Raw genomic sequence first — 22,667 nt, 5'->3', positions numbered from 1 at the left:
CGTTACGCCCCCGGCTGCACACCGCTTTTTACCGCCGTCCAGAACGCCTCTGCGTCGGCATCAAACGGGGCGACACGGCTGAGCGTGAACGCCATAAGGTGATCTTCCACGCGAGCGACGGCGAGTTTTTCATACACCGTGACGTGTTGATTTTCAAAACGCAGTGCGACCTCACGGGCGGGTAGCCCGCCGATGACGCTATCCTGCACCTCGTCCAGCACCACCTTTTTCATGCTGCGCTTCACTTTCGCCAACTGCTGCTGGAGGAAATTCTCTTCCTCGCCGGGTTTGATATCCCACGCGCGGGTGATGACAAGCGTTGCGCCCTGTTCTTTGAATTTCAGCACGTTGATGCTGTGATCCTGATACGCGCCCGGCAGCGCCAGCACGCCTTCAGAAAGTGTGAACGTCGCCATTATTTATCCGTCCCTTGATTAAATGCGGCTTTTACCGCGGCCTGAATTTGTTCCGGCGTCGGCTCGACAGTCGGCAGGCTCTCTGGCCGCGTAATATTCAGATCCAGCGTTCCGCCGGTGTTGATTTCACCATTGCTCAGCGCATCAATGCTGAAGTTCAGGCATTGCAGTGAAACCGTGCCGTTAGCGCCAAGCGTCAGCACCGATTTGCCCGCCACCAGCATGATGCCGCTGTCGGAAGCCTGCACCAGCGCGCCCTGCACTTTTTGGGTAAAACCGCCGCCGACCAGTTGTTCATGCGCCAGTTGCGTGGCCTGGGTATGCGATCCCGCCACCGCGCCGGTGTAATCCCGCGTCACATTAACGGTCTGCGAACCGCCAACGGTATGCGTTTCGTCGTTTTTCACGTTGGTATCAAGATTGCGCTCGGCCTGAATCCACACCTGCTCTTCCCCGGCTTTATCTTCAAAGCGCAGGGCGTTGGCGTTATCGACTGAGCCATCTTTCGAACGGCTGAGGAAGCCCATTTGCGTCGCGGCGGCGGGCAGCGCCCACGGCGGCATACTGGCTTCGTTATAGACGCGCCCGATGATGATTGGCCTGTCCGGGTCGCCGTTGATAAAGTCGATCACCACTTCATCACCGACGCGCGGAATTTGCACCCCGCCAAAACCCTGGCCCGCCCAGGCGCTGGAGACGCGCACCCAGCAGGAGCTGGTGTCGTCGCCCTTCGCCAGTCGATCCCAGTGAAACTTCACCTTCACCCGGCCATATTTGTCCGTCCAGATGCTTTCGCCCTGCGGACCGACGACGCGCGCGGTTTGTGGGCCATAAGTTCGCGGCCAGGCGGTTTGCTGCGCGGGGCGGAAGACCACCGAGGAGGGAATGACGCTGAAATCAATGCGGTGCACCGTCTGGCTATCCGCACCGCTGGCATAGCGGTTCTCTTCAAAGTTGTAATGCGCGGCGGTTACCAGATATTCGCCGTTATCATTGAAAAACGCGGCGTTGGTCAACTGGAAAGTGCTGCCCGGCACGATGCCGATCGCCGTGGCGGTGCCTTCGATTTGCTGATGTTCCACCTGCCAGCGTTCCTGGCGGATGCGGGCATAAAACTCGCCGTGGCCATGTTCAACAAAACGCCCTGGCCAGTCGTAAACGTCAATGCTGCCCGGCTGTGGCGATGAAGGGTTTTGCCGCGCCTGGAACAGCCATGCATTCGGCTTGCGGAAATCATAATCGTCAAGGCTGTAGATGCCCGGCGTGACGCTGTCTTCCAGCGCCCACTGGCTGATGCCCTCTTCATCCGTGCTGCCGCCGGACGGCGTCTGGTGATAAGGAATGGTTTCATAGCCGCTGAAGGGTTGATGTTGCGTAGCGGCGTCGGTCAGCACCAGCGTGTGTTTATCTGCTTCATGCTTAAAGTGGTAAGCAATCCCTTCCAGCTCCATCAGGCGGCTGATGAAATCGAAGCTGCTCTCCTGGTACTGAACGCAATACTCCCAGACGCGGTAACTGCCGCTCAGCTTATCTTCCAGATTGACCTGGTATTCGCCAAGCAGGGTTTTGACGATTTGTGGCACCGTCTGCCCCTGGAAGATGCGCAGGTTACGGTCGCGTTTCATTGGCCACAGATCCGGCTCGACGGTAAGCTGATAGACGGCGTAGCGTGTCCCGCTCAGTTCCACCGCGCTGACTGCCACGCGGGTAATTTTGCCGTTGAAGTAGCGGGAGCCGGAAAGCGATTGCGTGGGCACGGTAACGGTGACCGCTTTGCCGAGCAACTGGCTGCGATCCATGCGCGCGTCGGTGCCCAGCAATTGCAGGTTGAATGCAAACGCCTCGGATAACGCCTCACGACCTGAAAATTTCCAGAAAAGCAGTCCTTCGACGGGTAACTGAACAGTAATACGATTGCTCATAAATCGGATCCTGACATAACGACGCAAGCCGCTCCGGGCTTCGCCTGTAAGTTTAACGTTACGGAATAATTGACACGCTACCGCACAATTTCTGTAAATGTAAAAGGACGTTATTGTCTGATTTTTCGGCGCGAGAAATGCCAGGAATAGTCCTAATCAGGTATCTAAAAACCAGAAAACCCGCCAATTTTTAGAGGGTTAGCCACGTAGCACAATCTGGAAATAATACTTATACGAAATTTTTATGACAATTACTCACGCGGAAACATGTCATACAAGTGTTATTTACCACAGATAAAACTATACCGGTGATAACGTTTTCTCGCCTATTCTCGCACTTTAACATTAAAGATGAGACAGCCGACCGGAAACACGGTATAACGTTTTCATTACTATCGCATCCTTATTTTTTACTTATATCAAATTAAGCCATTATATGCCCAAGGCATAGACCCTACGAATATTTAATACCCATTTAATGGTCGTTAAGCAGGATTAAATCAGTACTAAACTGGAGGGAATAATGGAAACGTATAATCAGTATGGACAACGTATTGGTCAGGAATTTTCGGAATGGACAAAACGGGCGATGCCCGAGAAAGTCGCTCTTGCTGGTCAATACTGTAACGTTGTTCCACTGGCGGTTGATCACGCCGAAGACCTCTTCCCGGAATGGCAGAGTATCGACGACGATCGCGACTGGACCTACCTTGAGGATGTCAGGCCAAAGGATATGACGGCCTGTTATTCCTATTTAAGAAATCTGTCTACACACAAAGAAAGAATTTATTATGCCGTACAGGATAAAGCCGATCAGCAAATAAAAGGGATATTTTATGCCGGTAAATTTGATCCGGAGAATGGCTCCTTCGATATTGGCGGCGTTAACTGGACGCCATTAATGAAAAGGACGCGCATCAGCACCGAAAGCCTTTATTTGGTTCTGGCTTATTTCTTTGATCAATTAAAATACCGCCGCTGTGAATGGCGCACCAGCAGTTATAATACGGAAGCGATTAAGTCGGCAGAACGAATTGGTTTTGTGAAAGAAGGCGTATTAAGGGATAAGCGAATTCGCAAAGGCCATCTGACGGATATTTCGGTGTTCTCGATTACCTTACGGGAATGGCCGGCGATCTCGTCAATGATAACTGGCTGGCTGCGCGCAGATAACTTCGACGACCGCAGCCGCCAGCTGCACAAGCTGGCGTCGTTTCGCCGCTACTGAGGTTGCCATGCGTTGGCTTACCGCGCAACGCATGGCTTTAGGGCTTATTTTCCGTGCTGTTTGAAACGGAAATCGTCCATAAAGTTGCTCAGTTTTTCCACTGCACCAAGCGTCAGCGCGTTATAGATCGAGGCACGGATGCCGCCGATCGCGCGGTGTCCCGTCAGACCAGAGAAACCCGCCAGCTCCGCTTCCTGCAGGAATTTATCCTCCAGCGCCGCCGTCGGCAGTGTAAACGCGGCGTTCATATCTGAACGGAAGGCCGCATCGCCCCAGTTACGATAGAAACCGTCGCTGTTATCAATGGTGCTGTAGAGCAGCGCCGATTTCTGCTGGTTGATGCGCGCCATGTTTTCCAGACCGCCAATATCATTCAGCAACCAGCGGGTCACCAGCATCACCACGTAAATGGCGAATACCGGCGGTGTATTCAGGTTAGAGTGCGCTTCCACCTGGCGACGATAATCAAGAAACGCTGGCAGGTTAGTCGGGCCGTTTTGCACCACACTGTCGCGAACCAGTACGATGGTCACGCCCGCCGGGCCGATGTTTTTCTGCGCGTGGGCATAAATCAGCGAGAATTTACCGGCATCGCACGGTTTGGAGAGAAAATCAGAAGACATATCGCAAACGCGTGGCACATCATCACGGCCCAGCACGCGATCAAACTGTAAGCCTTCTACCGTTTCGTTGGAAACATAGTGGATGTAAGGCGCGTCCGGGGAGAAATCCAGCTCTTCGTCGGTCGGCAGACGACGGTAGCCCTCTTTTTCACCGCTCCAGATCACGCGTACCGGCCCTTCGCGCATTGCTTCGGTGATCACTTTGCGGCTCCAGTAACCGGTATCGAAATACTCAGCCGGGTGCTTTTTGCCGCGCAGCATGGTCATTGGCACCATCGAGAATTGCTGCGTTGCGCCGCCCTGTAAAAACAGAATGTGATAATCCGCAGGCAGTCCCAGCAGGGTGCGAATATTATTTTCGGTTTCGCGAACCACATTTTCGAACCATGCGGAGCGATGGCTGATACCCAGAATCGACAGGCCCACTTCCGGGACATTAATAATAGCCTGCTGTACCTGGTTTAATACGACGTCAGGTAATGCGCCCGGCCCGCCGGAGAAATTAAGGGTGTTGTTAGGATTTAATGACATGTTATTTCCTGAGTCATAGTTATCGTTTTAAAGGGCCTGACCGGCGTACTTAAGCAGCATTTCCCGCATCGCGGTTTTCACTTTCAGCATGTGAACTTGCTTATTCGGGAACATCTCTTCATCGTCCATCGCATGAACAACCATCGCCGGATCGATTTCAAAAATCAGCAGTTCGCCGTCGCGCGTTTCCGCACAGTCGATGCCGATATACTCCAGCCCGGTACGCTGGCTGATGGCGTCCAGCGCTTCGCGATGACGCGCAGCAAAGTCAGCAAACTCATTGAAGAAACGGCCTTCCTGCGCACGTTTGTCCGCATCTTCGTACATCCCGGCGTTAACGTAGTGGATCATCCAGTGCGAAGAGACACCCATATGGCAGGCGAACGGTTTACCGTCGATCAGCACCACGCGCATTTTGCGGAACAGGCCATCTTCGCCGCTGTAATCGACAAAGCGCGAAACGAAAAACTCCTCTCCGGCCGTCTCTTCCAGGTAGGCTGTAACAGCAGCGGCAGAGTCGATTTTTTGCAGGCCGTGACCGCCGTGGCTACCTACCGGGCGAACAATAATCGGGAAGTCGTGATCAGCGGCGATATCTGCCAGCGCTTTCTGACCACAAGCGACATCATGCAGCGCCTGGCGGGAGACATGCAGCGCCGGACAAATCACTAAACCGGGGACATTTTGCAGCAGCAGGCTGGCGTTATGGCGTTCAGAAGTCGGGACATTTTTCGGCGGGTTCAGTACCGGTTTTGGCCAGTTACGCAGAGCATATTCAAGACGCAGCAGCACGGATTCCTGCTCATCGCTGGCGCCAATTGCCACCATAACCACGTCATGTTCCGGCACCGGTGCCGTCAGCGGATTGTCGTTCAGCGGATCGACGTAGTAGTAGATGAGGTCGATATCGCTGTCTTCCATCAGGCAGTCGAGCGGAATATTTGCCGAGAGATTGCCCGGTACCATTAACATCAGCAGGCGTAATTTTGTCGGCTGACGCGCCGGCCAGTGATAAACGCGCTGCATATCCAGCGCCTGCGCCTGGATTTGCAGGCCCAGCTCTTCGTGCTTCAGGCTCATCATCGCAGTCGCGAGATTCATCCATAACACGGCATCTTCAGGGGCATTTTGCGCCTGCGCGATCATCTCCTGCGTGGCGGAGGTGAAGTCAACGCCCGCAATACTCATACGCAAAAAAGGCGCCATTCCGAGGAATCGCGCCGACGAAACGCCTGATTCAGTCGTTAGTGGCATGGTGGTTAATCCTGTTTGTATGGTGCATATCGCTTATGATGCGACATAACGCCAACAAACAATTCGCGGAATAGCGGCCTTAGTTGTCGGGATAACTGAGCGTAAACCGGCCAAATCAGTTACGCGGTGAATAAGTAAAAGTAAAACTCAAAAAAAATAATTAATAAAAACAATCAATAAATAACGACACGTCTGACAGGAAATATAATGAAATATTTCGGCTTTAGCCGCTTCGTTAGCACAGGTAAATCGCGCATCTTCGGGATATGAAAACCTGAGCCTTTCGGCTCAGGTTGATTCAGGACTAGCGTGTTATCTGCAGATCTTTGATGGTGACGGGCAGTTCCGCGCCGTCTTTCCACTGCGTTAATGGCAGAAAAACATTGTAATCGACAAGCCAGGCCAGCGTCTGTTTCTCGCCTTTATCGCCACTCTGCATTTCGCATGCGACTTTCCAGTAGCGGCCACTCAGCGCACTGCTGATCTGGCGAGCCTCATCGCTACCGGTCACTTCGCAACGGCGGTTGATCGCGGTTTTATCACCATCTTTGCCCTTCGCAGGCAGCGCTGTATCAAAGGTGAATTTCTGCCCCTGATGCAGCGGGAAACGCAGGTTGGTGTGCAGTTCGCTGATGATACTCGGCGAGCTATCCAGGCTGATACCGCCTTTTAACTGCCCAAGGTTACCCAAAGTCAGGCGCTGCGCCTTAAACACGTTGTAATTTTCCAGCAGCAGCATCAGCCCGTTGGGTTGAACATCCAGCTCCATCGGCACGCCTTCATCACTCCCCCAGATCAGAGTCCACTGCATTTTTTTGAAGCGAGGCGTCGCCCACGGGTTAACAATCTGCTGCGCCTGTTTGTCGATCTCCGCAGGCAACGGGAATTGCGCCAACCATTGTGGCGAATTGCTGCTCATATCCGGCAGCATCGGGCCAAGCCTGGAGGAGACGCTTTTTTTCTTCGCCTGGGGAACATAAGCCCCTTCCCCTTTAAAAGCAGAAGGCGTGCTCATTGCGCATAGCTGCTTAAACGCCGCAGCGGTGGCAGGCGTATTGGTAAAATCCGCCGCCCGGCGCAGCGCCGCTTTCCCGCTCAGACTATCGGATACATAACCTTCCGGCGTCATATCCAGCCCGGCGAGCACACTGTCTTTATTGGTTGCGCAGTTATATGCGTGTACTTCGATTTTCATGTCGTACGGCGCATCATACGGCGGATCGTACTGTATCTCGTTGTACTCGAAGCCGATTTTCGCAATCAACAGATCTTTGGCGCGGATAACCGAAGCGGTATCCAGCAGGATCGGCGTGTCATATCGCGATTTTTTTTCAATGTAGACCCAGCTGGCATTTTTCAGCCCGGGAGATTTGCAGAGGCTGGCGGCGACATCATTCAGTTCGCTGTTCGGGCTGGGGGCGGCATAACGTCCGTAGCTATCGCCATAAAAACGGCGCACGACCGCCTCTTTATCGTCGAGCATTTCCCAGTAGAGTTTCACCGCTTTTTGCGTGGAGCAATCGAAGCCGTCCCAACGGTTAATGTTTTGCCCATCTTCAAAAACAATATGATTCATTGCCGTAATGCGATCGTTAAGTCGAATCATTACCAGCGGATTTACCGTGCTGCTAACGACTTTTTTGCCTTGCCCGTCAGCCGCATGGCTGCTTAACGTCACGGCCAGTAATGCTGGCAGAAGAATCTTGCCCGTCTTCATTTTCATTCCTTTGTCAGCGCAAATGGAGTAGCGCAACAGATGTGTAGTGATGAGGTTATCGGCAGAAGGCAGGAAATATAAAGGTCTTAAAGGGGAGGCTGAAAGTCACCAAAAATGATAGTGATGGATGAACCCGGTAGTACGATTCCCCCCTCTGGCAACGCCGTCGTTTACGGCGGAAAGATTACTCCGCCAGCGCCTGCGCGCAGGCCCATGCGCTGGACCACGCCCACTGGAAGTTATAGCCGCCCAGCCAGCCGGTGACATCCATCACCTCGCCGATAAAGTAGAGCCCCGGCACATTGCGGGCTTCCATCGTGCGGGAAGAGAGTTCGTGGGTATCAACGCCGCCCAGCGTCACTTCCGCGGTACGGTACCCTTCCGTGCCGTTCGGTTGAACGCGCCAGTGCGTGAGTAACTCGACCAGTGACTCCTGTTCGCGACTGTTGAGCTGCTTCAGCGTGACATCCGGGATCTGCCCCAGTTGCTGCAAGCATTCAACCAGCCGTTTCGGTAACTGCATCGCCAGCGTGTTTTTCAGGCTTTGATTCGGGTGCGCTTCGCGCTGTTCATCCAGGAAGCTTGCCAGATCGCACTCCGGTAACAGGTTAATGCTGACGAATTCGCCTGGCTGCCAGTAGCTGGAAATTTGCAGAACTGCCGGACCTGAAAGCCCGCGGTGGGTAAAGAGCAGATTTTCCCGGAAAACCGTGCCGTCTTCAGCGGTAATAACCGAAGGCACTGACACGCCGGAGAGCGTCTGCATCTGCTCCAGCAGCGGCTTATGCAGGGTAAAAGGCACCAGACCGGCGCGTGTCGGCAGCACTTTCAGGCCGAACTGTTCGGCGATTTTATAGCCAAATGGTGAAGCGCCAAGCCCCGGCATCGACAGCCCGCCGGAAGCAATGACCAGCTTCGCTGCCTGCACGCTGTCGCCATTCAGTTGCAGCGTGTAACCCTGATCATCACGCGTTACGCTCAGCACTTCGCTGCGCAGGCGCTGTGTGACATTGCCTTTTTCGCACTCTGCCACCAGCATATCGACAATCTGTTGCGCCGAATCGTCGCAGAAAAGTTGTCCCAGCGTCTTCTCATGCCAGGCGATACCGTGCTTGCCGACCAGATCGATAAAATCCCACTGGGTATAACGCGCGAGAGCAGATTTACAAAAATGCGGGTTCTGGCTCAAATAGGCTGCGGGTTCGACATAAAGGTTAGTGAAATTGCAGCGACCACCGCCGGACATCAGGATTTTGCGCCCCGGTTTTTTGCCGTTGTCCAGTAACAGCACACGACAGCCCGCCTGCCCGGCCAGCGCCGCACAGAACATACCCGCCGCACCCGCGCCGATAACAATGACATCAAACCTTTCCACACCTGCACCCTCATCAAAAAATCGTGGCGGATTGTAAAGAGTTCACGCTGGTCACACCAGCGCGAAGAGAGCTAAAAACAACATGACATTGAAAAATATACGATAATTTTAAAGTTTCAGCGGAATGTAAGAAATAATGTCAAAAAAAATACATATTTCACTTTGCCGACACCGCTAATGTCCCTGATAATGCGCCGCGTTCATGTCCTCAAAATGGCTTAACGTCCTATGTTACATTTGTTTGCTGGCCTGGATCTTCATACCGGGTTATTACTCTTGCTTGCTCTGGTTTTTGTTCTGTTCTACGAAGCAATCAATGGCTTCCATGACACAGCAAACGCCGTGGCAACCGTAATTTATACACGCGCTATGCGTTCTCAGCTGGCGGTTGTGATGGCGGCGGTGTTTAACTTCTTCGGCGTTTTGCTGGGCGGGTTAAGCGTTGCCTATGCAATTGTGCATATGTTGCCAACCGATCTGTTGCTGAATGTCAGCTCCGCGCACGGCCTGGCGATGGTCTTCTCCATGCTGCTGGCGGCGATTATCTGGAACCTTGGTACCTGGTATCTGGGTCTGCCGGCTTCCAGCTCCCACACTCTGATTGGCGCGATTATCGGCATTGGTTTAACTAATGCGCTGATGTCCGGTACTTCAGTAGTGGATGCCTTAAATATCCCGAAAGTGCTGGATATCTTCGCCTCCCTCATCCTTTCGCCGATTGTCGGGCTGGTAATTGCTGGTGGTCTGATATTTATCCTGCGCCGCTACTGGAGCAATACCAAAAAACGCGCGCGTATTCATATGACGCCAGCTGAACGCGAGAAGATCGATGGTAAGAAAAAGCCGCCGTTCTGGACGCGTATCGCCTTGATTCTTTCCGCTATCGGCGTGAGTTTCTCCCATGGCGCGAACGATGGTCAGAAAGGCATCGGCCTGATTATGCTGGTGCTGATTGGCGTTGCGCCTGCAGGCTTCGTGGTGAATATGAACGCGTCAGGTTATGACATCACTCGTACGCGTGATGCCGTCAACAACGTAGAAACTTACTTCCAGCAACATCCGGCGCTGCTGCAAAAAGCCACCGGCGTTGATCCGCTGATTCCGGCACCGGAAGAAGTGAACACGCAGCCTGGCGAGTTCCACTGCCATCCGGGTCGCGCAATTGTGGCGCTGGATCGTGCGAAGGTGATGCTGACCGGTATCGAAAACTACGAGCAGATTCCGCTGGAGCAGCGTAGCCAGCTGCGCCGTATTATGCTCTGCCTCTCCGATATTACGGATAAAGTGGCGAAGCAGCCGGAGATCAGCACGGACGACCAGCGTCTGCTGAAGAAACTGAAAGGCGATATGCTGAGCACCATTGAGTATGCGCCAATCTGGATCATCATGGCGGTAGCGCTGGCGTTAGGTATTGGCACAATGATCGGCTGGCGCCGCGTGGCGACCACCATCGGCGAGAAAATTGGTAAGAAAGGTATGACCTACGCTCAGGGAATGTCCGCGCAGATGACTGCAGCGGTATCTATCGGGCTGGCAAGTTATACCGGGATGCCGGTTTCCACCACGCATGTGCTCTCCTCTTCCGTGGCCGGGACAATGATTGTCGACGGCGGCGGTTTGCAGCGCAAAACCGTAACCAATATTTTGATGGCCTGGATCTTCACCCTGCCAGCCTCGATTATTTTGTCCGGCGCACTGTACTGGCTCTCGCTGCATCTGATTTAACGCAGCGCAGGCGCAATAAAAAAACGGGTCAGGAAACTGGTCCGTTTTTTTTATTCTCTGATTAGCGCAGCGCTCAATGCCAAATCATCAACGCAATCAGGCTGATGACCACCAGACCACACAGCGAACTGGTTAAAATAAACTGGCGGCGAACGCGCTCACAGCGGCGGATGAATTCGTCATCATGGTGATCGCGGTAGCGCTGGGCATAGATATACCAAACCAGACGCATCTGCTTACTGGGCTGGCCGTGCGCGGTAAAAAAGCCGCCGCCATCCACGTACTGATAGAGTAAGGGATCACAACCACGAAGTACCACTAACAGCGCGCGTAGTGATGAGTAATAACGCGCCATGTTAACCAAACACACCACACATAAAGCCCAAAACAGCGCAACAGTGTTGATCACCATATCCCCTCCCCGGCGATCGCCCGCGGAGAAAGCCTCCGGAACGCTCGCGCCTGGATACCCAACCAAGTCTGACAACGAATAGTGTTACCAATCCCCGGACGGGAAGACAAGCACAGGCGGAGTCCCGCAATTGACCGCATTTCCTTACGCGGATAACTGGGGGACGCCGTCTGTTTCCGTACGGTTTATTTATAGTGTAGGAGATCCGTTTATTTTTTTACCACAAGCTTAATCACCATCAATGCATCTGGCTGTAAATATTGCTTAAGTGATTCGTGATCCAGGTTAATTGACGGTGTGAAAAGAGCGTTATAAGGTAGAAATATCTACAAAAGATCCTTAAGGCCGGGCGCTACGCTCACGTGAAACGCAGGATGCGGGCGCAGTGCAACTGTATCAGGGGCAATCACCCCGATGGTCATCGACAACTTATGGAAGGAGTACCACTATGGCTTACAAACATATCCTCATCGCAGTCGATCTCTCCCCCGAAAGCAAATTGCTGGTTGAGAAAGCAGTATCCATGGCGCGGCCATACAACGCGAAGATTTCCCTGATTCATGTCGATGTAAACTACTCCGATCTTTATACCGGTCTTATCGACGTTAATCTCGGCGATATGCAAAAACGCATTTCTGATGAAACTCACCAGGCGCTGACCGAGCTGTCCACTAACGCGGGCTATCCGATCACCGAAACTCTGAGCGGCAGCGGCGACCTGGGCCAGGTACTGGTTGATGCGATTAAAAAATACGATATGGATCTGGTGGTGTGCGGCCATCACCAGGATTTCTGGAGCAAACTGATGTCCTCCGCGCGCCAGCTTATCAACACGGTTCACGTTGATATGCTGATTGTCCCGTTGCGGGATGAAGAAGAGGATTGATATTCCCGCTAACAATTAACCGTTAGCCTGAACATAGCCCGGTACGCGCAACGCGACCGGGCTTTTTTATTCCCCGGAACCGGGGTAGATATCGAAACGATGGCTTTTGGTCACTACCGCCGACTGTGTGGCGACACCGGCCAGCGGCGGCGCGTAATCCGGGCGTTTCACCACTACACGCTTGATGGCAAGCTTGCGCGCAGGCTCCAGCAAACCATCGGCGTCAAGATCCGGGCCAACCAGCGACTGGAATACCCGCATCTCCTTCTTCACCAGCGCGCTTTTTTGCTTATGCGGGAACATCGGATCGAGATAAACCACCTGCGGGCGCGGCGTGATATCCGCCAGGCTCGTCAGACTGGACGCGTGAATCAGTTGCAGCCGTTCGCGCAGCCACGGGCCGATTTCCGCATCGGCATAGCCACGATGAAGACCATCCTCCAGCAGCGCAGCAACGACCGGGTTACGCTCCAGCATCCGCACGCGGCAACCCACCGAGGCCAGCACAAACGCATCGCGACCCAGCCCTGCCGTGGCATCCACCACCTCCGGTAAATAGCTGCCTTTGATACCAACCGCTTTGGCGACAGCTTCACCGCGACCACCGCCAAACTTACGCCGGTGCGCCATACCGCCCGCGACAAAATCGACAAAGATACCGCCCAGTTTCGGCTCATCGCGCTTACGCAGTTCCAGATGCGTCGGCGTTAACACCAGCGCCATCAGGTTATCGTCATCCGGCTCCAGCCCAAAGCGGGCCGCAAGAACAGATAAGGCGCCGTCTCCGGCGCCTGTTTCATCCAGCAAACAGATTTTCACTGCATCAGCCTTCGATACCGTAATGCTCAAGCATGGCGTCAATTTGCGGCTCGCGGCCACGGAAGCGTTTGAACAGCTCCATCGGCTCTTCCGAACCACCACGGGTCAGGATGTTATCGAGGAACGACTGCCCGGTTTCGCGGTTGAAGATGCCCTCTTCTTCAAAGCGGGAGAAGGCATCTGCCGCCAGCACATCGGCCCACAGATAGCTGTAGTAACCCGCCGCATATCCGCCCGCGAAAATATGGCTGAAGGCATGCGGGAAGCGGCCCCACGACGGCCCCGGCACCACGGCGACCTGACGTTTGATTTCGGCCAGCGTTTCGAGGATTTTTGCCCCCTGCTCCGGGCTAAATTCGGCGTGCAGACGGAAGTCGAACAGGCCGAACTCCAGCTGACGCAGGATAAACATCGCCGCCTGGTAGTTTTTCGCCGCCAGCATTTTGTCCAGCAACTCCTGCGGCAACGGCTCGCCGGTTTCATAATGACCGGAGATAAACGCCAACGCTTCCGGCTCCCAGCACCAGTTTTCCATAAACTGGCTCGGCAGCTCGACCGCATCCCACGGCACACCGCTGATCCCTGCCACCCCGGCGGTTTCAACGCGCGTCAGCATATGGTGCAGACCGTGGCCAAACTCATGGAACAGTGTGATCACTTCGTCATGAGTGAACAGCGCCGGTTTGCCGTTGACCGGGCGGTTAAAGTTACAGGTGAGGTACGCGACGGGTTTTTGCAGCGAACCGTCGGCGCGGCGCATCTGGCCAACGCAGTCATCCATCCACGCGCCACCACGTTTGTGTTCGCGGGCATAAAGATCGAGGTAGAAGCTGCCGCGCAGCTCGTTGTTCTCATCGTAAAGCTCGAAGAAACGTACGTCCGGATGCCAGACATCAATATCCTTGCGTTCTTTGGCGGTGATGCCGTAAATGCGTTTCACCACTTCAAACAGGCCGTTCACCGCGCGGTTTTCCGGGAAGTACGGACGCAGTTGCTCATCGCTGATGCTGTAGAGGTGCTGCTTCTGTTTTTCGCTGTAGTAACCGATATCCCACGGTTGCAGCTCATCAACACCAAATTCGGCTTTAGCGAAGGCGCGCAGTTGCGCCAGCTCTTTTTCGCCCTGCGGACGCGCACGTTTGGCAAGATCGGTTAAGAATTCCAGCACCTGCGCCGGGTTTTCCGCCATTTTGGTGGCCAGCGATTTAAAGGCATAGCTTTCAAAACCGAGCAGTTGCGCCAGTTCATGACGCAGCGCGAGGATCTCGGCCATGATCGGGCTATTGTCCCACTTACCCGCATTCGGCCCCTGATCGGAAGCGCGGGTGCTATAAGCGCGATACATCTCTTCACGCAGCGCCTGGTTATCGCAATAGGTCATCACCGGCAGATAGCTCGGGATATCCAGCGTCAGCAACCAGCCTTGCTGCTCTTTGGCTTCTGCCTGCGCTTTCGCCGCCGCCAGGGCGCTTTCCGGCATGCCGGAGAGTTCAGATTCGTCAGTGACCAGCTTGCTCCAGCCCATAGTGGCATCGAGCACATTGTTGCTGTAAAGGTTACCCAGTTCAGAGAGGCGTGAGGCGATTTCGCCATAGCGCTGCTGTTTCTCTTTTGGCAGGCCGATGCCCGACAGTTTGAAATCACGCAGCGCGTTATCCACCGCTTTTTTCTCCGCCACGCTCAGCGCAGCGTAATGCGGGCCGTCACGCAGATCGCGATAGGCGTTGTACAGCCCTTCGTTCTGCCCGACCCAGGTGCTGTATTCCGACAGCAGCGGCAGCGTTTGTTCGTACGCTTCGCGCAGTTCCGGGCTGTTTTTCACTGAATTCAGGTGGCTGACCGGCGAGAAGAGACGGCCAAGGCGATCGTCCACTTCAGCCAGCGGCTGACAAAGATTGTCCCAGGTGTAGGGGCCGCCCTGCGCAACAACGCGTTCCACTGCGCTCCGGCAGTCGTCCAGCGCTTTGGTCACCGCAGGAACAACATGCTCAGGAAGAATTTTAGAAAAAGGGGGGAGCACAAAAGGCGTCAATAATGGGTTGGTCATAGCGCAGTCCTTGGTATGAAGTATTGGTTAAGAATGGGGCCAAGTCCCGCAGATTTCAATCCCGTGCGCTCCGCGTACCAGGGTATCGTTGCAATAAGCCACAACGAAGAAAACGCCCGGCGGCATTGCGCTCGCCGGGTATTACACACGCAAACCTCAGCGGGATTTATGCGCCATCTCATAGGCCGCAGACAGGTTCAGGCGCTGCCAGAAGCTCTGTTCATCGTTATCGCCAGAAAGCGGGTAACCCGCCGGTATCGCCGTTTTCACCATCAGCGCACGGCGCTGGCTGGCGGAAAGATTCGGCAACGCCGCTTCCAAAAGCACATCAGCCCCTTCCGGTACTTTCAGTTTTTTCTCTGTCCCTTTCTGCTGCGGCAAATTGTAAGTCATGGTGAAACGGTAGAAATCGCGCATTGCCGGGTCGCGATACGGATCGTCTTTCCCGGCGCTCTGCGCACATTGCGCAAGCGACGTGCCGCACTCTTTTTCCAGCGCGGCGCGAAGCTGGTCGCGGGCTTCATTGAACAGGGCACGGTATTTCGCATCATTCAGGTAATGTGCGACGTTACGCTCCGCCACCATCCTGGAACCGATGACATCCAGCGGATAGTGCACACCCAACACCACGCGGGAATAACCGTAGCGCGCGCCGCGCGTCAGCAGTGCGTCAAAACGTTCCGGGATCATCTCCGCCATCAGCAACGAATCAGTATAACCGGTGTTGGTATGGCCGCTGGGGAACGAGCCACCATCCGCGGTATAGGCTTTGTTATCTTTCACCACCACGTCGTCCGGCACCAGGTGAATGCTGTTGTTCTGGATCAGGAACGGACGCTTATAGTCAAAATGCTTTTTCGCCGCGCCAGTACTCACTTCGCTGGCTTTGATTAACGCCGCCGCTTTGCCTAACTCGCCTTTGTCATAGGCAGTGAGAAAAGCGTTGCCCAGTTTTGGCCCCAGCGCATCGGCAATAAAATAGAGATAGCTGATTCCCTCAGCATCAGCCAGCGCCTGACGGCGCAAACCCTGCGTGGCATCGCGGTTAATCGCCTCAACGGTATGCAGATTGGTATCCAGCACCGGCTTTGGCAGAGCGCTAAAACTGGAGAGTAGCGCGATACCCGCCTGCTGATTTGCTTTAGTCTGGAAATCATAACCGCGCGCCTTCAGCCAGGCGCTATCCGCCTGTTTAGCGCTCTGCGCGGCGTGCTCCAGTTGATCGCGGGTCAGCGACGCAGCGTTACCCTGCAAGGCCTGGCGCAGCCCGGCCAGTGATTGTGCTTCCAGCGCAACATACGCCTGGCTGTCCGAGGCTGGCGTGGTGGTATTGGCAATATCGCGCGCCTGCACCAGCGGAATATCTTTTGCCATCGCCTGGTTAGCCAACAGCAGCGCGGCAGTTAAAAGAGTGAGACGGATTTTCATTTTTTATCCTTTTATTCAAAGAATTACCTTGCCTGAACCCGACGCTAGCGCGGCAGTTTGACATTTTCATGACACCGTTATGTTTTGAAACCTTTTCCGCTGAAATGAAACAAGCCCGCGGTGCAGCGGTAATCTGCGGCAATCTACGGTAAACTGTGCAGAATCTCGTTTATTTTCCGGAATCTCAGTCCCCATGCTCAGTTATCGCCACAGCTTTCACGCTGGCAACCACGCCGACGTCCTTAAACACACCGTTCAGAGCCTGATCATTGAAGCGCTGAAAGAAAAAGAGAAACCGTTTCTCTATCTCGACACCCATGCAGGTGCCGGACGCTATCAGCTCTCTGGCGAACATGCGGAGCGCACGGGCGAATATCTGGAAGGCATCGCCCGCATCTGGCAGCAGGACGATTTACCGGCCGAGCTTGAGCCGTACATGAATGCAGTGCGCCACTTCAACCGCGGCGAGCAACTGCGCTATTACCCGGGTTCACCGCTGATTGCCCGTGAATTGCTGCGCGAACAGGACAGCCTGCAATTAACGGAACTGCACCCGAGCGATTACCCGCTGCTGCGCCAGGAGTTCCAGAAAGACAGCCGCGCCCGCGTTGCACGCGCCGACGGTTATCAGCAATTGAAGGCCAAACTGCCGCCGGTTTCCCGCCGTGGTCTGATCCTTATCGACCCGCCGTATGAGATTAAAACCGACTACCAGGCAGTAGTGAGCGGTATTCAGGAAGGCCATAAACGTTTTGCCACCGGTGTTTACGCACTGTGGTATCCGGTGGTGCTGCGCCAGCAGATCAAACGCATGCTGCGCGATCTGGAAGAGACCGGCATTCGCAATATTCTGCAAATCGAACTGGCCGTGCGACCGGATAGCGATCAGCGCGGCATGACGGCTTCCGGCATGATCGTCATTAACCCGCCGTGGAAGCTGGAAGCGCAGATGAACAACCTGCTGCCGTGGTTGCACCGCAAGCTGGTGCCTGCCGGTACCGGGCACACGCTGGTTCACCAGATCGTGCCGGAGTAATCGCAGCCATCGGTGGAACCTTTCGGGTTGCGCGTTACAATCGCGACAATTTTCGACTTCGTTCAGGATTAAGGAAAAAACCATGAGCAAACATTACGACTACATCGCCATTGGCGGCGGCAGCGGCGGTATTGCATCGATCAACCGTGCAGCCATGTACGGTCAAAAATGCGCGCTGATTGAGGCCAAAGATCTTGGCGGCACCTGTGTGAACGTGGGTTGTGTTCCGAAAAAAGTGATGTGGCACGCCGCACAGATCGCCGAAGCCATTCATCTCTACGGCCCGGACTACGGCTTTGACACCACCGTCAACCATTTCGACTGGAGCAAACTGGTTGCCAGCCGCAGCGCTTACATCGACCGTATCCATACCTCGTACGAGAACGTGCTGGGTAAAAATAACGTTGATGTGATCCGTGGTTTTGCCCGTTTTGTCGATGCCAAAACCGTGGAAGTGAACGGCGAAACGATCACCGCCGATCATATTCTGATCGCCACTGGCGGCCGTCCGAGCCACCCGGACATTCCGGGCGCGGAATACGGCATTGATTCCGATGGTTTCTTTGCCCTGCCCGGGCTGCCAAAACGCGTTGCCATTGTTGGCGCAGGGTACATCGCCGTTGAGTTGGCGGGCGTGGTGAATGGTCTTGGTGCTGAAACGCACCTGTTCGTGCGTAAACACGCGCCGCTGCGCAACTTCGATCCGCTGATCACTGAAACGCTGGTCGAAGTGATGGCGGCAGAAGGCCCAACGCTGCATACCCACGCGATTCCGAAAACGGTAGTGAAAAACGCTGACGGCAGCCTGACCATCACCCTGGAAGATGGCCGCTCGCAAACCGTTGATTGCCTGATCTGGGCGATTGGCCGTGAACCGGCGACCGATAACTTCAACCTTGCTGCCACTGGCGTGAAAACCAATGACAAAGGTTATATTGAAGTCGATAAGTTCCAGAACACCAGCGTGCCGGGGATTTACGCAGTGGGCGATAACACCGGCGCGGTAGAACTGACTCCGGTTGCCGTTGCCGCTGGCCGTCGTCTCTCTGAACGCCTGTTTAACAACAAGCCGGATGAGCATCTCGACTACAACAATATTCCTACCGTTGTGTTCAGCCATCCGCCAATTGGCACCGTCGGTTTAACCGAGCCGCAGGCGCGCGAGCAGTATGGCGACGAGCAGGTGAAAATCTATAAATCGTCATTCACCGCGATGTATACCGCCGTCACTTCTCATCGCCAGCCATGTCGCATGAAGCTGGTCTGCGTCGGCCCGGAAGAGAAAATCGTTGGTATCCACGGCATCGGATCCGGCATGGACGAGATGTTGCAGGGCTTTGCGGTTGCGCTGAAGATGGGCGCCACCAAAAAAGACTTCGACAACACCGTCGCCATTCACCCGACGGCAGCAGAAGAGTTTGTCACGATGCGCTAAGCATCAGCGGTAAAACGACACGCAGAAGCCCCAAATGGGGCTTCTTTTTTGCATCGGTGTCGCCTGCATCAGATGAGCGGAGAAATGCATATCACCAGGTCGGAATGTTGGTCAGAAAGCGAACCGTCACTGATGCAAGAAATCACCCACTTTTTAAGAAGCAAGCTGAACCACAAAACGTGTCACGCGGGCAGCCTCAATAAATGGCTGGCGATTCCCCAGCGCATCACCCGACAAGATTTCTCCTCTATCGCCAGCAGCGAAAAGCTGGCATTCGGGTGGTGGTAACGCGCAACATTGCTCAGCGAGTTTTCCATCAGTTGCGCAATAACCGCCTGAATCACATGACCATGCGAGACCAGTGCCACTGTTTCCTGCGAGCAAATATCCGGCAACCTATGCAGAAAAGTGAGTAGCCGCTGCACCGCCTGCGCCAACGATTCGCCCTGCGGCGGACAGAAATGTTCATCATCGATAAACGGCGGATATGCGCGCTGTATTTCGCTCAGACTGCGACCTTCAAGCTCGCCAAAATGTTGCTCCTGTAGCGCGTCGTGCAACTGAAAATCGCAGGCGAAATGCGCGGCTATCCGCGCCGCCATCTGCCGTGCCCGGCCTGCCGGAGAGGAGATAACAGCGCCAGGCGTTACCTCCTCGGCCTGCAACCCGGCAATCAGTGCGTTGCACTCTTCCTGTCCGCGCAATGTCCACGGGCTATCGAGACGCCCCTGGATAATTCCGGCGCGGTTCCACTCGGTTTGCGGATGGCGAATTAATAGCGCTTTCATTTAAACCCGCACCGCCTTCAACTCATTGATCAGCCACTGCACCGCAGGCTGATAATCATAAAGCCGGTGGGTAAGCAGCAGTAAATCGTAAGAGGGCGCGCCGTCCGGCAGCGCCATGATGCGCAGCGGCAACATCTTTGCCAGCTCCTGGGCAATACGGAACGGAACGCACATCAAATAACCGGTCGCGACGGCCACACGTCCTCCTACTGCATAACTTTGCACTACCGTCGCCAGCGGACGGTAGAGATGCTGCGACAGCAGCCAGCTATCAATATGATCCGCGCCAGAGCTAACCGCCGGTAAATGGATTTGTGACTCGCTGACCAGATGTTTAAGCGTCAGGGTTTCCGGCAAATCGGTGCGCTCCATAGAAGCAATTGCCACGAAATGGTCGGAAATCAGCGGGTATCGATTAAAGTAGTGCGGAATATGCTGCACGGTATCAACGCCGATAAACGCGTCGAGTTGCCCTTTTTCTACCCGTTCAACCTTGATGGTTTCCGAAAGAATATCGACCGACAACCGCACATTCGGGGCGATGGTTTTAAAGCGGGCGGTCAGCACTGGCATAAACATAAATTCGAAGTAATCCACCGCGCCGATATAAAAAGTATGTGCATCGCGGGCGGGATCGAAGTGGCTTGGCCCGCGCGTGGCGGTATCCAGCTTGCTGAGCGCATTCTCAATCACCGGGATCATCATCGCTGCGTACGGCGTCGGCTCCATGCCGTTGCGCGTGCGAATAAACATTTCGTCTTTGAGCTGCTCGCGCAGACGGTTCAACGCATGGCTAAACGCAGATTGTGAAAGATTGGCCTTCTGCGCCGCCCGGGTCACGTTTTTCTCTTTCGCCAGGATCGGCACCAGCCGCAGCAAATTCAGATCGACCACCACTATGCACCCTTTTCATGTTTTCATGATAACAATACATTTTATGCATAACGAAGATCGTTGCTATAGTTTGCAGCAAAAGAAGTGCGGATGATTTGCACTGTCTGAACCGAGACCAACGGGAGAGAATTGATGAGAAATGTAACTGTTGCCGCGACCCAGATGGCCTGCACCTGGGAACTGGAAAAAAACGTACAGAACGCGGAACGTTTAGTTCGCGAAGCGCACCGCCAGGGCGCACAGGTGATCCTGATCCAGGAGCTTTTTGCTGCCCCTTATTTCTGCATCGATCAGAGCCCGGAGCACTATGCGCTGGCGCAGGAAGTCGCAACCAGCCCGCTGATTAAGCATTTCTCAGCGCTGGCGAAAGAGCTGGAAGTGGTGCTGCCGCTGAGCCTGTTCGAAAAATGCAATAACGCGTACTACAACTCGCTGGTGATGATCGATGCCGACGGCAGCGTGCTGGACACCTACCGTAAAACCCATATTCCGAACGGTCCGGCTTACCAGGAAAAACAGTTCTTCATCCCTGGCGATACCGGATTCAAAGTCTGGAACACCCGCTACGCCAAAATCGGCGTCGGCATTTGCTGGGATCAGTGGTTCCCGGAAACCGCGCGTTGCCTGGCATTGCAGGGCGCAGAGCTGATCTTCTACCCGACCGCGATCGGTTCTGAACCGGCCTACCCGGATATCGACAGCCAGCCGCACTGGACCCGTGTTCAGCAGGGCCACGCTGCCGCCAACGTCATTCCGGTGATTGCCTCGAACCGTATCGGCACCGAAGCCAGTAAATACATTGAAGGCCTGGAAATGACCTTCTACGGTTCTTCATTCATCGCCGATCAGACCGGTGAACTGGTAGCGCAGGCCAATAAAACCGACGAAGCGGTGCTGGTGCACACCTTCGATCTGGATGCCGTTGCCGCGCAGCGCGCCTCCTGGGGTCTGTTCCGCGACCGCCGCCCGAACATGTACGGCGCGATTGCGACCTCTGACGGTAGTGTGAGGAGCTAAGCGATGGCGCAGCTGACCACGCCCGTAAAAGACGGGTTCGCAATGCCGGCAGAGTGGGCGCCGCATAAGGCTGTGTGGATGATCTGGCCTTATCGTACCGATAACTGGCGCGCCAATGCTGCACCAGCCCAGCAGGCGTTTGCGGCCGTGGCAAAAGCGATTTCCCGCAATACGCCGGTCATCATGGGCGTTCCTGCGGTCGAAATGGCGAAAGCGCGCAGCACCATGCCAGCGGAAGTGACGCTGATTGAAATGGAGAGCGACGACGCCTGGATGCGCGATACCGGCCCGACCGTAGTGCTGAATCAGGCGGGCGAACAGCGCGGTATTAGCTGGACGTTCAACGCGTGGGGCGGCCTGAACGGCGGGCTTTATGCCAGCTGGGACCGCGATCAGTTAGTGGCAGGCCAGGTGGCGAATTACCACCAAATGCCATGCTACAACACGGATTTAGTGCTGGAAGGCGGCTCCATTCACGTTGACGGTGAAGGCACCCTGCTGACCACCGCCGAGTGTCTGCTGAACCCGAACCGCAACCCGAATCTGAGCCAGGCGGAGATCGAGCAACAGCTGCGCGATTACCTTGGCGTGTCACAAATCATCTGGTTGCCGGAAGGCGTGTTTAACGATGAGACCGACGGTCACATCGACAATATGTGCTGCTTCGTACGCCCCGGCGAAGTGGCGCTGCACTGGACTGATGACCAGAATGACCCGCAGTACGCCCGCTCCGCAGCGGCGTTGCAGGTGCTGGAAAACACCAAAGATGCGCAGGGTCGTACGCTGAAAGTGTGGAAAGTCCCGTCGCCGCCGGCGCTGTACGCCAGTGCGGAAGAGACCAATGATGTGGAAAAAGGCACGGCGATTGAGCGCCACGAAGGCAATCGTCTGGCGGGTTCCTACGTCAACTATCTGGTCAGCAACCAGCAGATTATCTATCCGCAGTTGCACCCGGCCACCGATGGCGCGGCGCAGGCGCTGTTTGAGGAGATGTTCCCAGATTTCGTCATCACTGGCGTTCCGGCGCGCGAAATTCTGCTCGGCGGCGGCAATATTCACTGCATCACTCAGCAAATCCCGCGTTGATCCACAGCCCGGCGGTGAATGCCGCCGG

The 22,667-nt window shown here is 54.9% G+C and carries 19 protein-coding genes; 7 read left to right on the top strand and 12 right to left on the bottom strand.

Annotation, left to right across the window (positions count from 1 at the left end; all coding sequences use genetic code 11):
- Window positions 1-2: 2 nt before the first annotated feature.
- Together CWM66_RS14315 and CWM66_RS14310 are read right to left on the bottom strand one after the other, a co-directional pair.
- Complete coding sequence (locus CWM66_RS14315; RefSeq protein WP_071921661.1) at window positions 3-416, bottom strand: DcrB-related protein; 414 nt, start codon at window positions 414-416, stop codon at window positions 3-5.
- Complete coding sequence (locus CWM66_RS14310; RefSeq protein WP_107146812.1) at window positions 416-2,338, bottom strand: type VI secretion system Vgr family protein; 1,923 nt, start codon at window positions 2,336-2,338, stop codon at window positions 416-418. The genes CWM66_RS14315 and CWM66_RS14310 overlap by 1 nt, the downstream gene beginning before the upstream one ends.
- Window positions 2,339-2,861: 523 nt before the next feature.
- Between CWM66_RS14310 and CWM66_RS14305 the strand changes: the two genes are divergently transcribed.
- Window positions 2,862-3,566: a GNAT family N-acetyltransferase gene (locus CWM66_RS14305; protein WP_007369624.1), complete on the top strand. Its 705-nt coding sequence runs from the start codon at window positions 2,862-2,864 to the stop codon at window positions 3,564-3,566.
- 44 nt (window positions 3,567-3,610) lie between these two features.
- Here CWM66_RS14305 and CWM66_RS14300 read toward each other — a convergent pair whose 3' ends face one another.
- The 4 genes from CWM66_RS14300 to CWM66_RS14285 all read right to left on the bottom strand — a co-directional run bounded on the left by CWM66_RS14300 (window position 3,611) and on the right by CWM66_RS14285 (window position 9,066).
- Window positions 3,611-4,720, bottom strand: coding sequence for a phosphoserine transaminase (locus tag CWM66_RS14300; RefSeq protein ID WP_007369623.1), 1,110 nt, complete (start codon window positions 4,718-4,720; stop codon window positions 3,611-3,613).
- A gap of 27 nt (window positions 4,721-4,747) precedes the next feature.
- Window positions 4,748-5,974 (bottom strand): RimK family alpha-L-glutamate ligase, encoded by a 1,227-nt coding sequence (locus CWM66_RS14295; protein ID WP_035886710.1) that lies wholly within the window; start codon window positions 5,972-5,974, stop codon window positions 4,748-4,750.
- A 304-nt stretch (window positions 5,975-6,278) separates the two neighbouring features.
- Complete coding sequence (locus CWM66_RS14290) at window positions 6,279-7,691, bottom strand: hypothetical protein (RefSeq protein WP_107146811.1); 1,413 nt, start codon at window positions 7,689-7,691, stop codon at window positions 6,279-6,281.
- 184 nt (window positions 7,692-7,875) lie between these two features.
- A complete protein-coding gene (locus CWM66_RS14285; RefSeq protein WP_007369620.1) occupies window positions 7,876-9,066 on the bottom strand; it encodes an NAD(P)/FAD-dependent oxidoreductase in 1,191 nt (396 codons plus the stop codon).
- A 228-nt stretch (window positions 9,067-9,294) separates the two neighbouring features.
- Between CWM66_RS14285 and pitA the strand changes: the two genes are divergently transcribed.
- Window positions 9,295-10,791 (top strand): inorganic phosphate transporter PitA, encoded by a 1,497-nt coding sequence (gene pitA, locus CWM66_RS14280; RefSeq protein ID WP_007369619.1) that lies wholly within the window; start codon window positions 9,295-9,297, stop codon window positions 10,789-10,791.
- 73 nt (window positions 10,792-10,864) lie between these two features.
- On the opposite strand, the gene uspB is transcribed toward pitA, so the two are convergent.
- Complete coding sequence (uspB, locus tag CWM66_RS14275; protein WP_007369618.1) at window positions 10,865-11,200, bottom strand: universal stress protein UspB; 336 nt, start codon at window positions 11,198-11,200, stop codon at window positions 10,865-10,867.
- Between the two features lie 451 nt (window positions 11,201-11,651).
- Between uspB and uspA the strand changes: the two genes are divergently transcribed.
- Window positions 11,652-12,089 (top strand): universal stress protein UspA, encoded by a 438-nt coding sequence (uspA, locus tag CWM66_RS14270; RefSeq protein WP_007369617.1) that lies wholly within the window; start codon window positions 11,652-11,654, stop codon window positions 12,087-12,089.
- A gap of 66 nt (window positions 12,090-12,155) precedes the next feature.
- Here the strand turns inward: uspA and rsmJ are convergent, their stop codons facing one another.
- The 3 genes from rsmJ to CWM66_RS14255 form a co-directional block, all read right to left on the bottom strand.
- Entirely contained in the window at window positions 12,156-12,908 is a 753-nt protein-coding gene (gene rsmJ, locus CWM66_RS14265) for a 16S rRNA (guanine(1516)-N(2))-methyltransferase RsmJ (RefSeq protein ID WP_007369616.1), read from the bottom strand.
- Window positions 12,909-12,912: 4 nt separating this feature from the next.
- Window positions 12,913-14,955: an oligopeptidase A gene (gene prlC, locus CWM66_RS14260; RefSeq protein WP_071921666.1), complete on the bottom strand. Its 2,043-nt coding sequence runs from the start codon at window positions 14,953-14,955 to the stop codon at window positions 12,913-12,915.
- A 156-nt stretch (window positions 14,956-15,111) separates the two neighbouring features.
- The gene (locus tag CWM66_RS14255) at window positions 15,112-16,383 is read right to left on the bottom strand and encodes a phosphatase PAP2 family protein (protein ID WP_007369614.1); all 1,272 of its coding nucleotides are present in this window, start codon (window positions 16,381-16,383) and stop codon (window positions 15,112-15,114) included.
- A gap of 193 nt (window positions 16,384-16,576) precedes the next feature.
- Here CWM66_RS14255 and CWM66_RS14250 point away from each other — a divergent pair, with 193 nt between their 5' ends.
- A complete protein-coding gene (locus tag CWM66_RS14250) occupies window positions 16,577-17,419 on the top strand; it encodes a 23S rRNA (adenine(2030)-N(6))-methyltransferase RlmJ (protein ID WP_107146810.1) in 843 nt (280 codons plus the stop codon).
- A gap of 82 nt (window positions 17,420-17,501) precedes the next feature.
- On the top strand, window positions 17,502-18,854 hold the full coding sequence (gene gorA / locus CWM66_RS14245; protein ID WP_064562985.1) for a glutathione-disulfide reductase: 1,353 nt from the start codon (window positions 17,502-17,504) through the stop codon (window positions 18,852-18,854).
- A gap of 182 nt (window positions 18,855-19,036) precedes the next feature.
- Here gorA and CWM66_RS14240 read toward each other — a convergent pair whose 3' ends face one another.
- Window positions 19,037-19,642, bottom strand: coding sequence for a histidine phosphatase family protein (locus CWM66_RS14240; protein WP_107146809.1), 606 nt, complete (start codon window positions 19,640-19,642; stop codon window positions 19,037-19,039).
- Window positions 19,643-20,536 carry a LysR family transcriptional regulator gene (locus CWM66_RS14235; RefSeq protein WP_007369609.1) on the bottom strand — a complete coding sequence of 298 codons (894 nt, stop codon included), beginning with the start codon at window positions 20,534-20,536 and terminating at the stop codon, window positions 19,643-19,645.
- A gap of 132 nt (window positions 20,537-20,668) precedes the next feature.
- Between CWM66_RS14235 and aguB the strand changes: the two genes are divergently transcribed.
- The gene (gene aguB / locus CWM66_RS14230; RefSeq protein WP_007369608.1) at window positions 20,669-21,553 is read left to right on the top strand and encodes an N-carbamoylputrescine amidase; all 885 of its coding nucleotides are present in this window, start codon (window positions 20,669-20,671) and stop codon (window positions 21,551-21,553) included.
- A 3-nt stretch (window positions 21,554-21,556) separates the two neighbouring features.
- Window positions 21,557-22,639: an agmatine deiminase gene (gene aguA / locus CWM66_RS14225; RefSeq protein ID WP_035886722.1), complete on the top strand. Its 1,083-nt coding sequence runs from the start codon at window positions 21,557-21,559 to the stop codon at window positions 22,637-22,639.
- Window positions 22,640-22,667: the final 28 nt, after the last annotated feature.

Source organism: Kosakonia sp. H7A (assembly GCF_003028445.1).
Classification (GTDB): Bacteria; Pseudomonadota; Gammaproteobacteria; order Enterobacterales; family Enterobacteriaceae; genus Kosakonia; species Kosakonia radicincitans.
This window is presented reverse-complemented; position numbering and strand designations above follow the sequence as displayed.

Coding starts and splice junctions, on each gene's coding strand:
- CWM66_RS14240 (WP_107146809.1), bottom strand. CDS start 19,642: ATGAAAGCGCTATTAATTCGCCATCCGCAAACCGAGTGGAACCGCGCC.
- aguA (WP_035886722.1), top strand. CDS start 21,557: ATGGCGCAGCTGACCACGCCCGTAAAAGACGGGTTCGCAATGCCGGCA.
- CWM66_RS14295 (WP_035886710.1), bottom strand. CDS start 5,974: ATGCCACTAACGACTGAATCAGGCGTTTCGTCGGCGCGATTCCTCGGA.
- CWM66_RS14305 (WP_007369624.1), top strand. CDS start 2,862: ATGGAAACGTATAATCAGTATGGACAACGTATTGGTCAGGAATTTTCG.
- CWM66_RS14250 (WP_107146810.1), top strand. CDS start 16,577: ATGCTCAGTTATCGCCACAGCTTTCACGCTGGCAACCACGCCGACGTC.
- pitA (WP_007369619.1), top strand. CDS start 9,295: ATGTTACATTTGTTTGCTGGCCTGGATCTTCATACCGGGTTATTACTC.
- uspA (WP_007369617.1), top strand. CDS start 11,652: ATGGCTTACAAACATATCCTCATCGCAGTCGATCTCTCCCCCGAAAGC.
- prlC (WP_071921666.1), bottom strand. CDS start 14,955: ATGACCAACCCATTATTGACGCCTTTTGTGCTCCCCCCTTTTTCTAAA.
- CWM66_RS14290 (WP_107146811.1), bottom strand. CDS start 7,691: ATGAAGACGGGCAAGATTCTTCTGCCAGCATTACTGGCCGTGACGTTA.
- CWM66_RS14310 (WP_107146812.1), bottom strand. CDS start 2,338: ATGAGCAATCGTATTACTGTTCAGTTACCCGTCGAAGGACTGCTTTTC.
- gorA (WP_064562985.1), top strand. CDS start 17,502: ATGAGCAAACATTACGACTACATCGCCATTGGCGGCGGCAGCGGCGGT.
- CWM66_RS14315 (WP_071921661.1), bottom strand. CDS start 416: ATGGCGACGTTCACACTTTCTGAAGGCGTGCTGGCGCTGCCGGGCGCG.
- CWM66_RS14300 (WP_007369623.1), bottom strand. CDS start 4,720: ATGTCATTAAATCCTAACAACACCCTTAATTTCTCCGGCGGGCCGGGC.
- CWM66_RS14255 (WP_007369614.1), bottom strand. CDS start 16,383: ATGAAAATCCGTCTCACTCTTTTAACTGCCGCGCTGCTGTTGGCTAAC.
- aguB (WP_007369608.1), top strand. CDS start 20,669: ATGAGAAATGTAACTGTTGCCGCGACCCAGATGGCCTGCACCTGGGAA.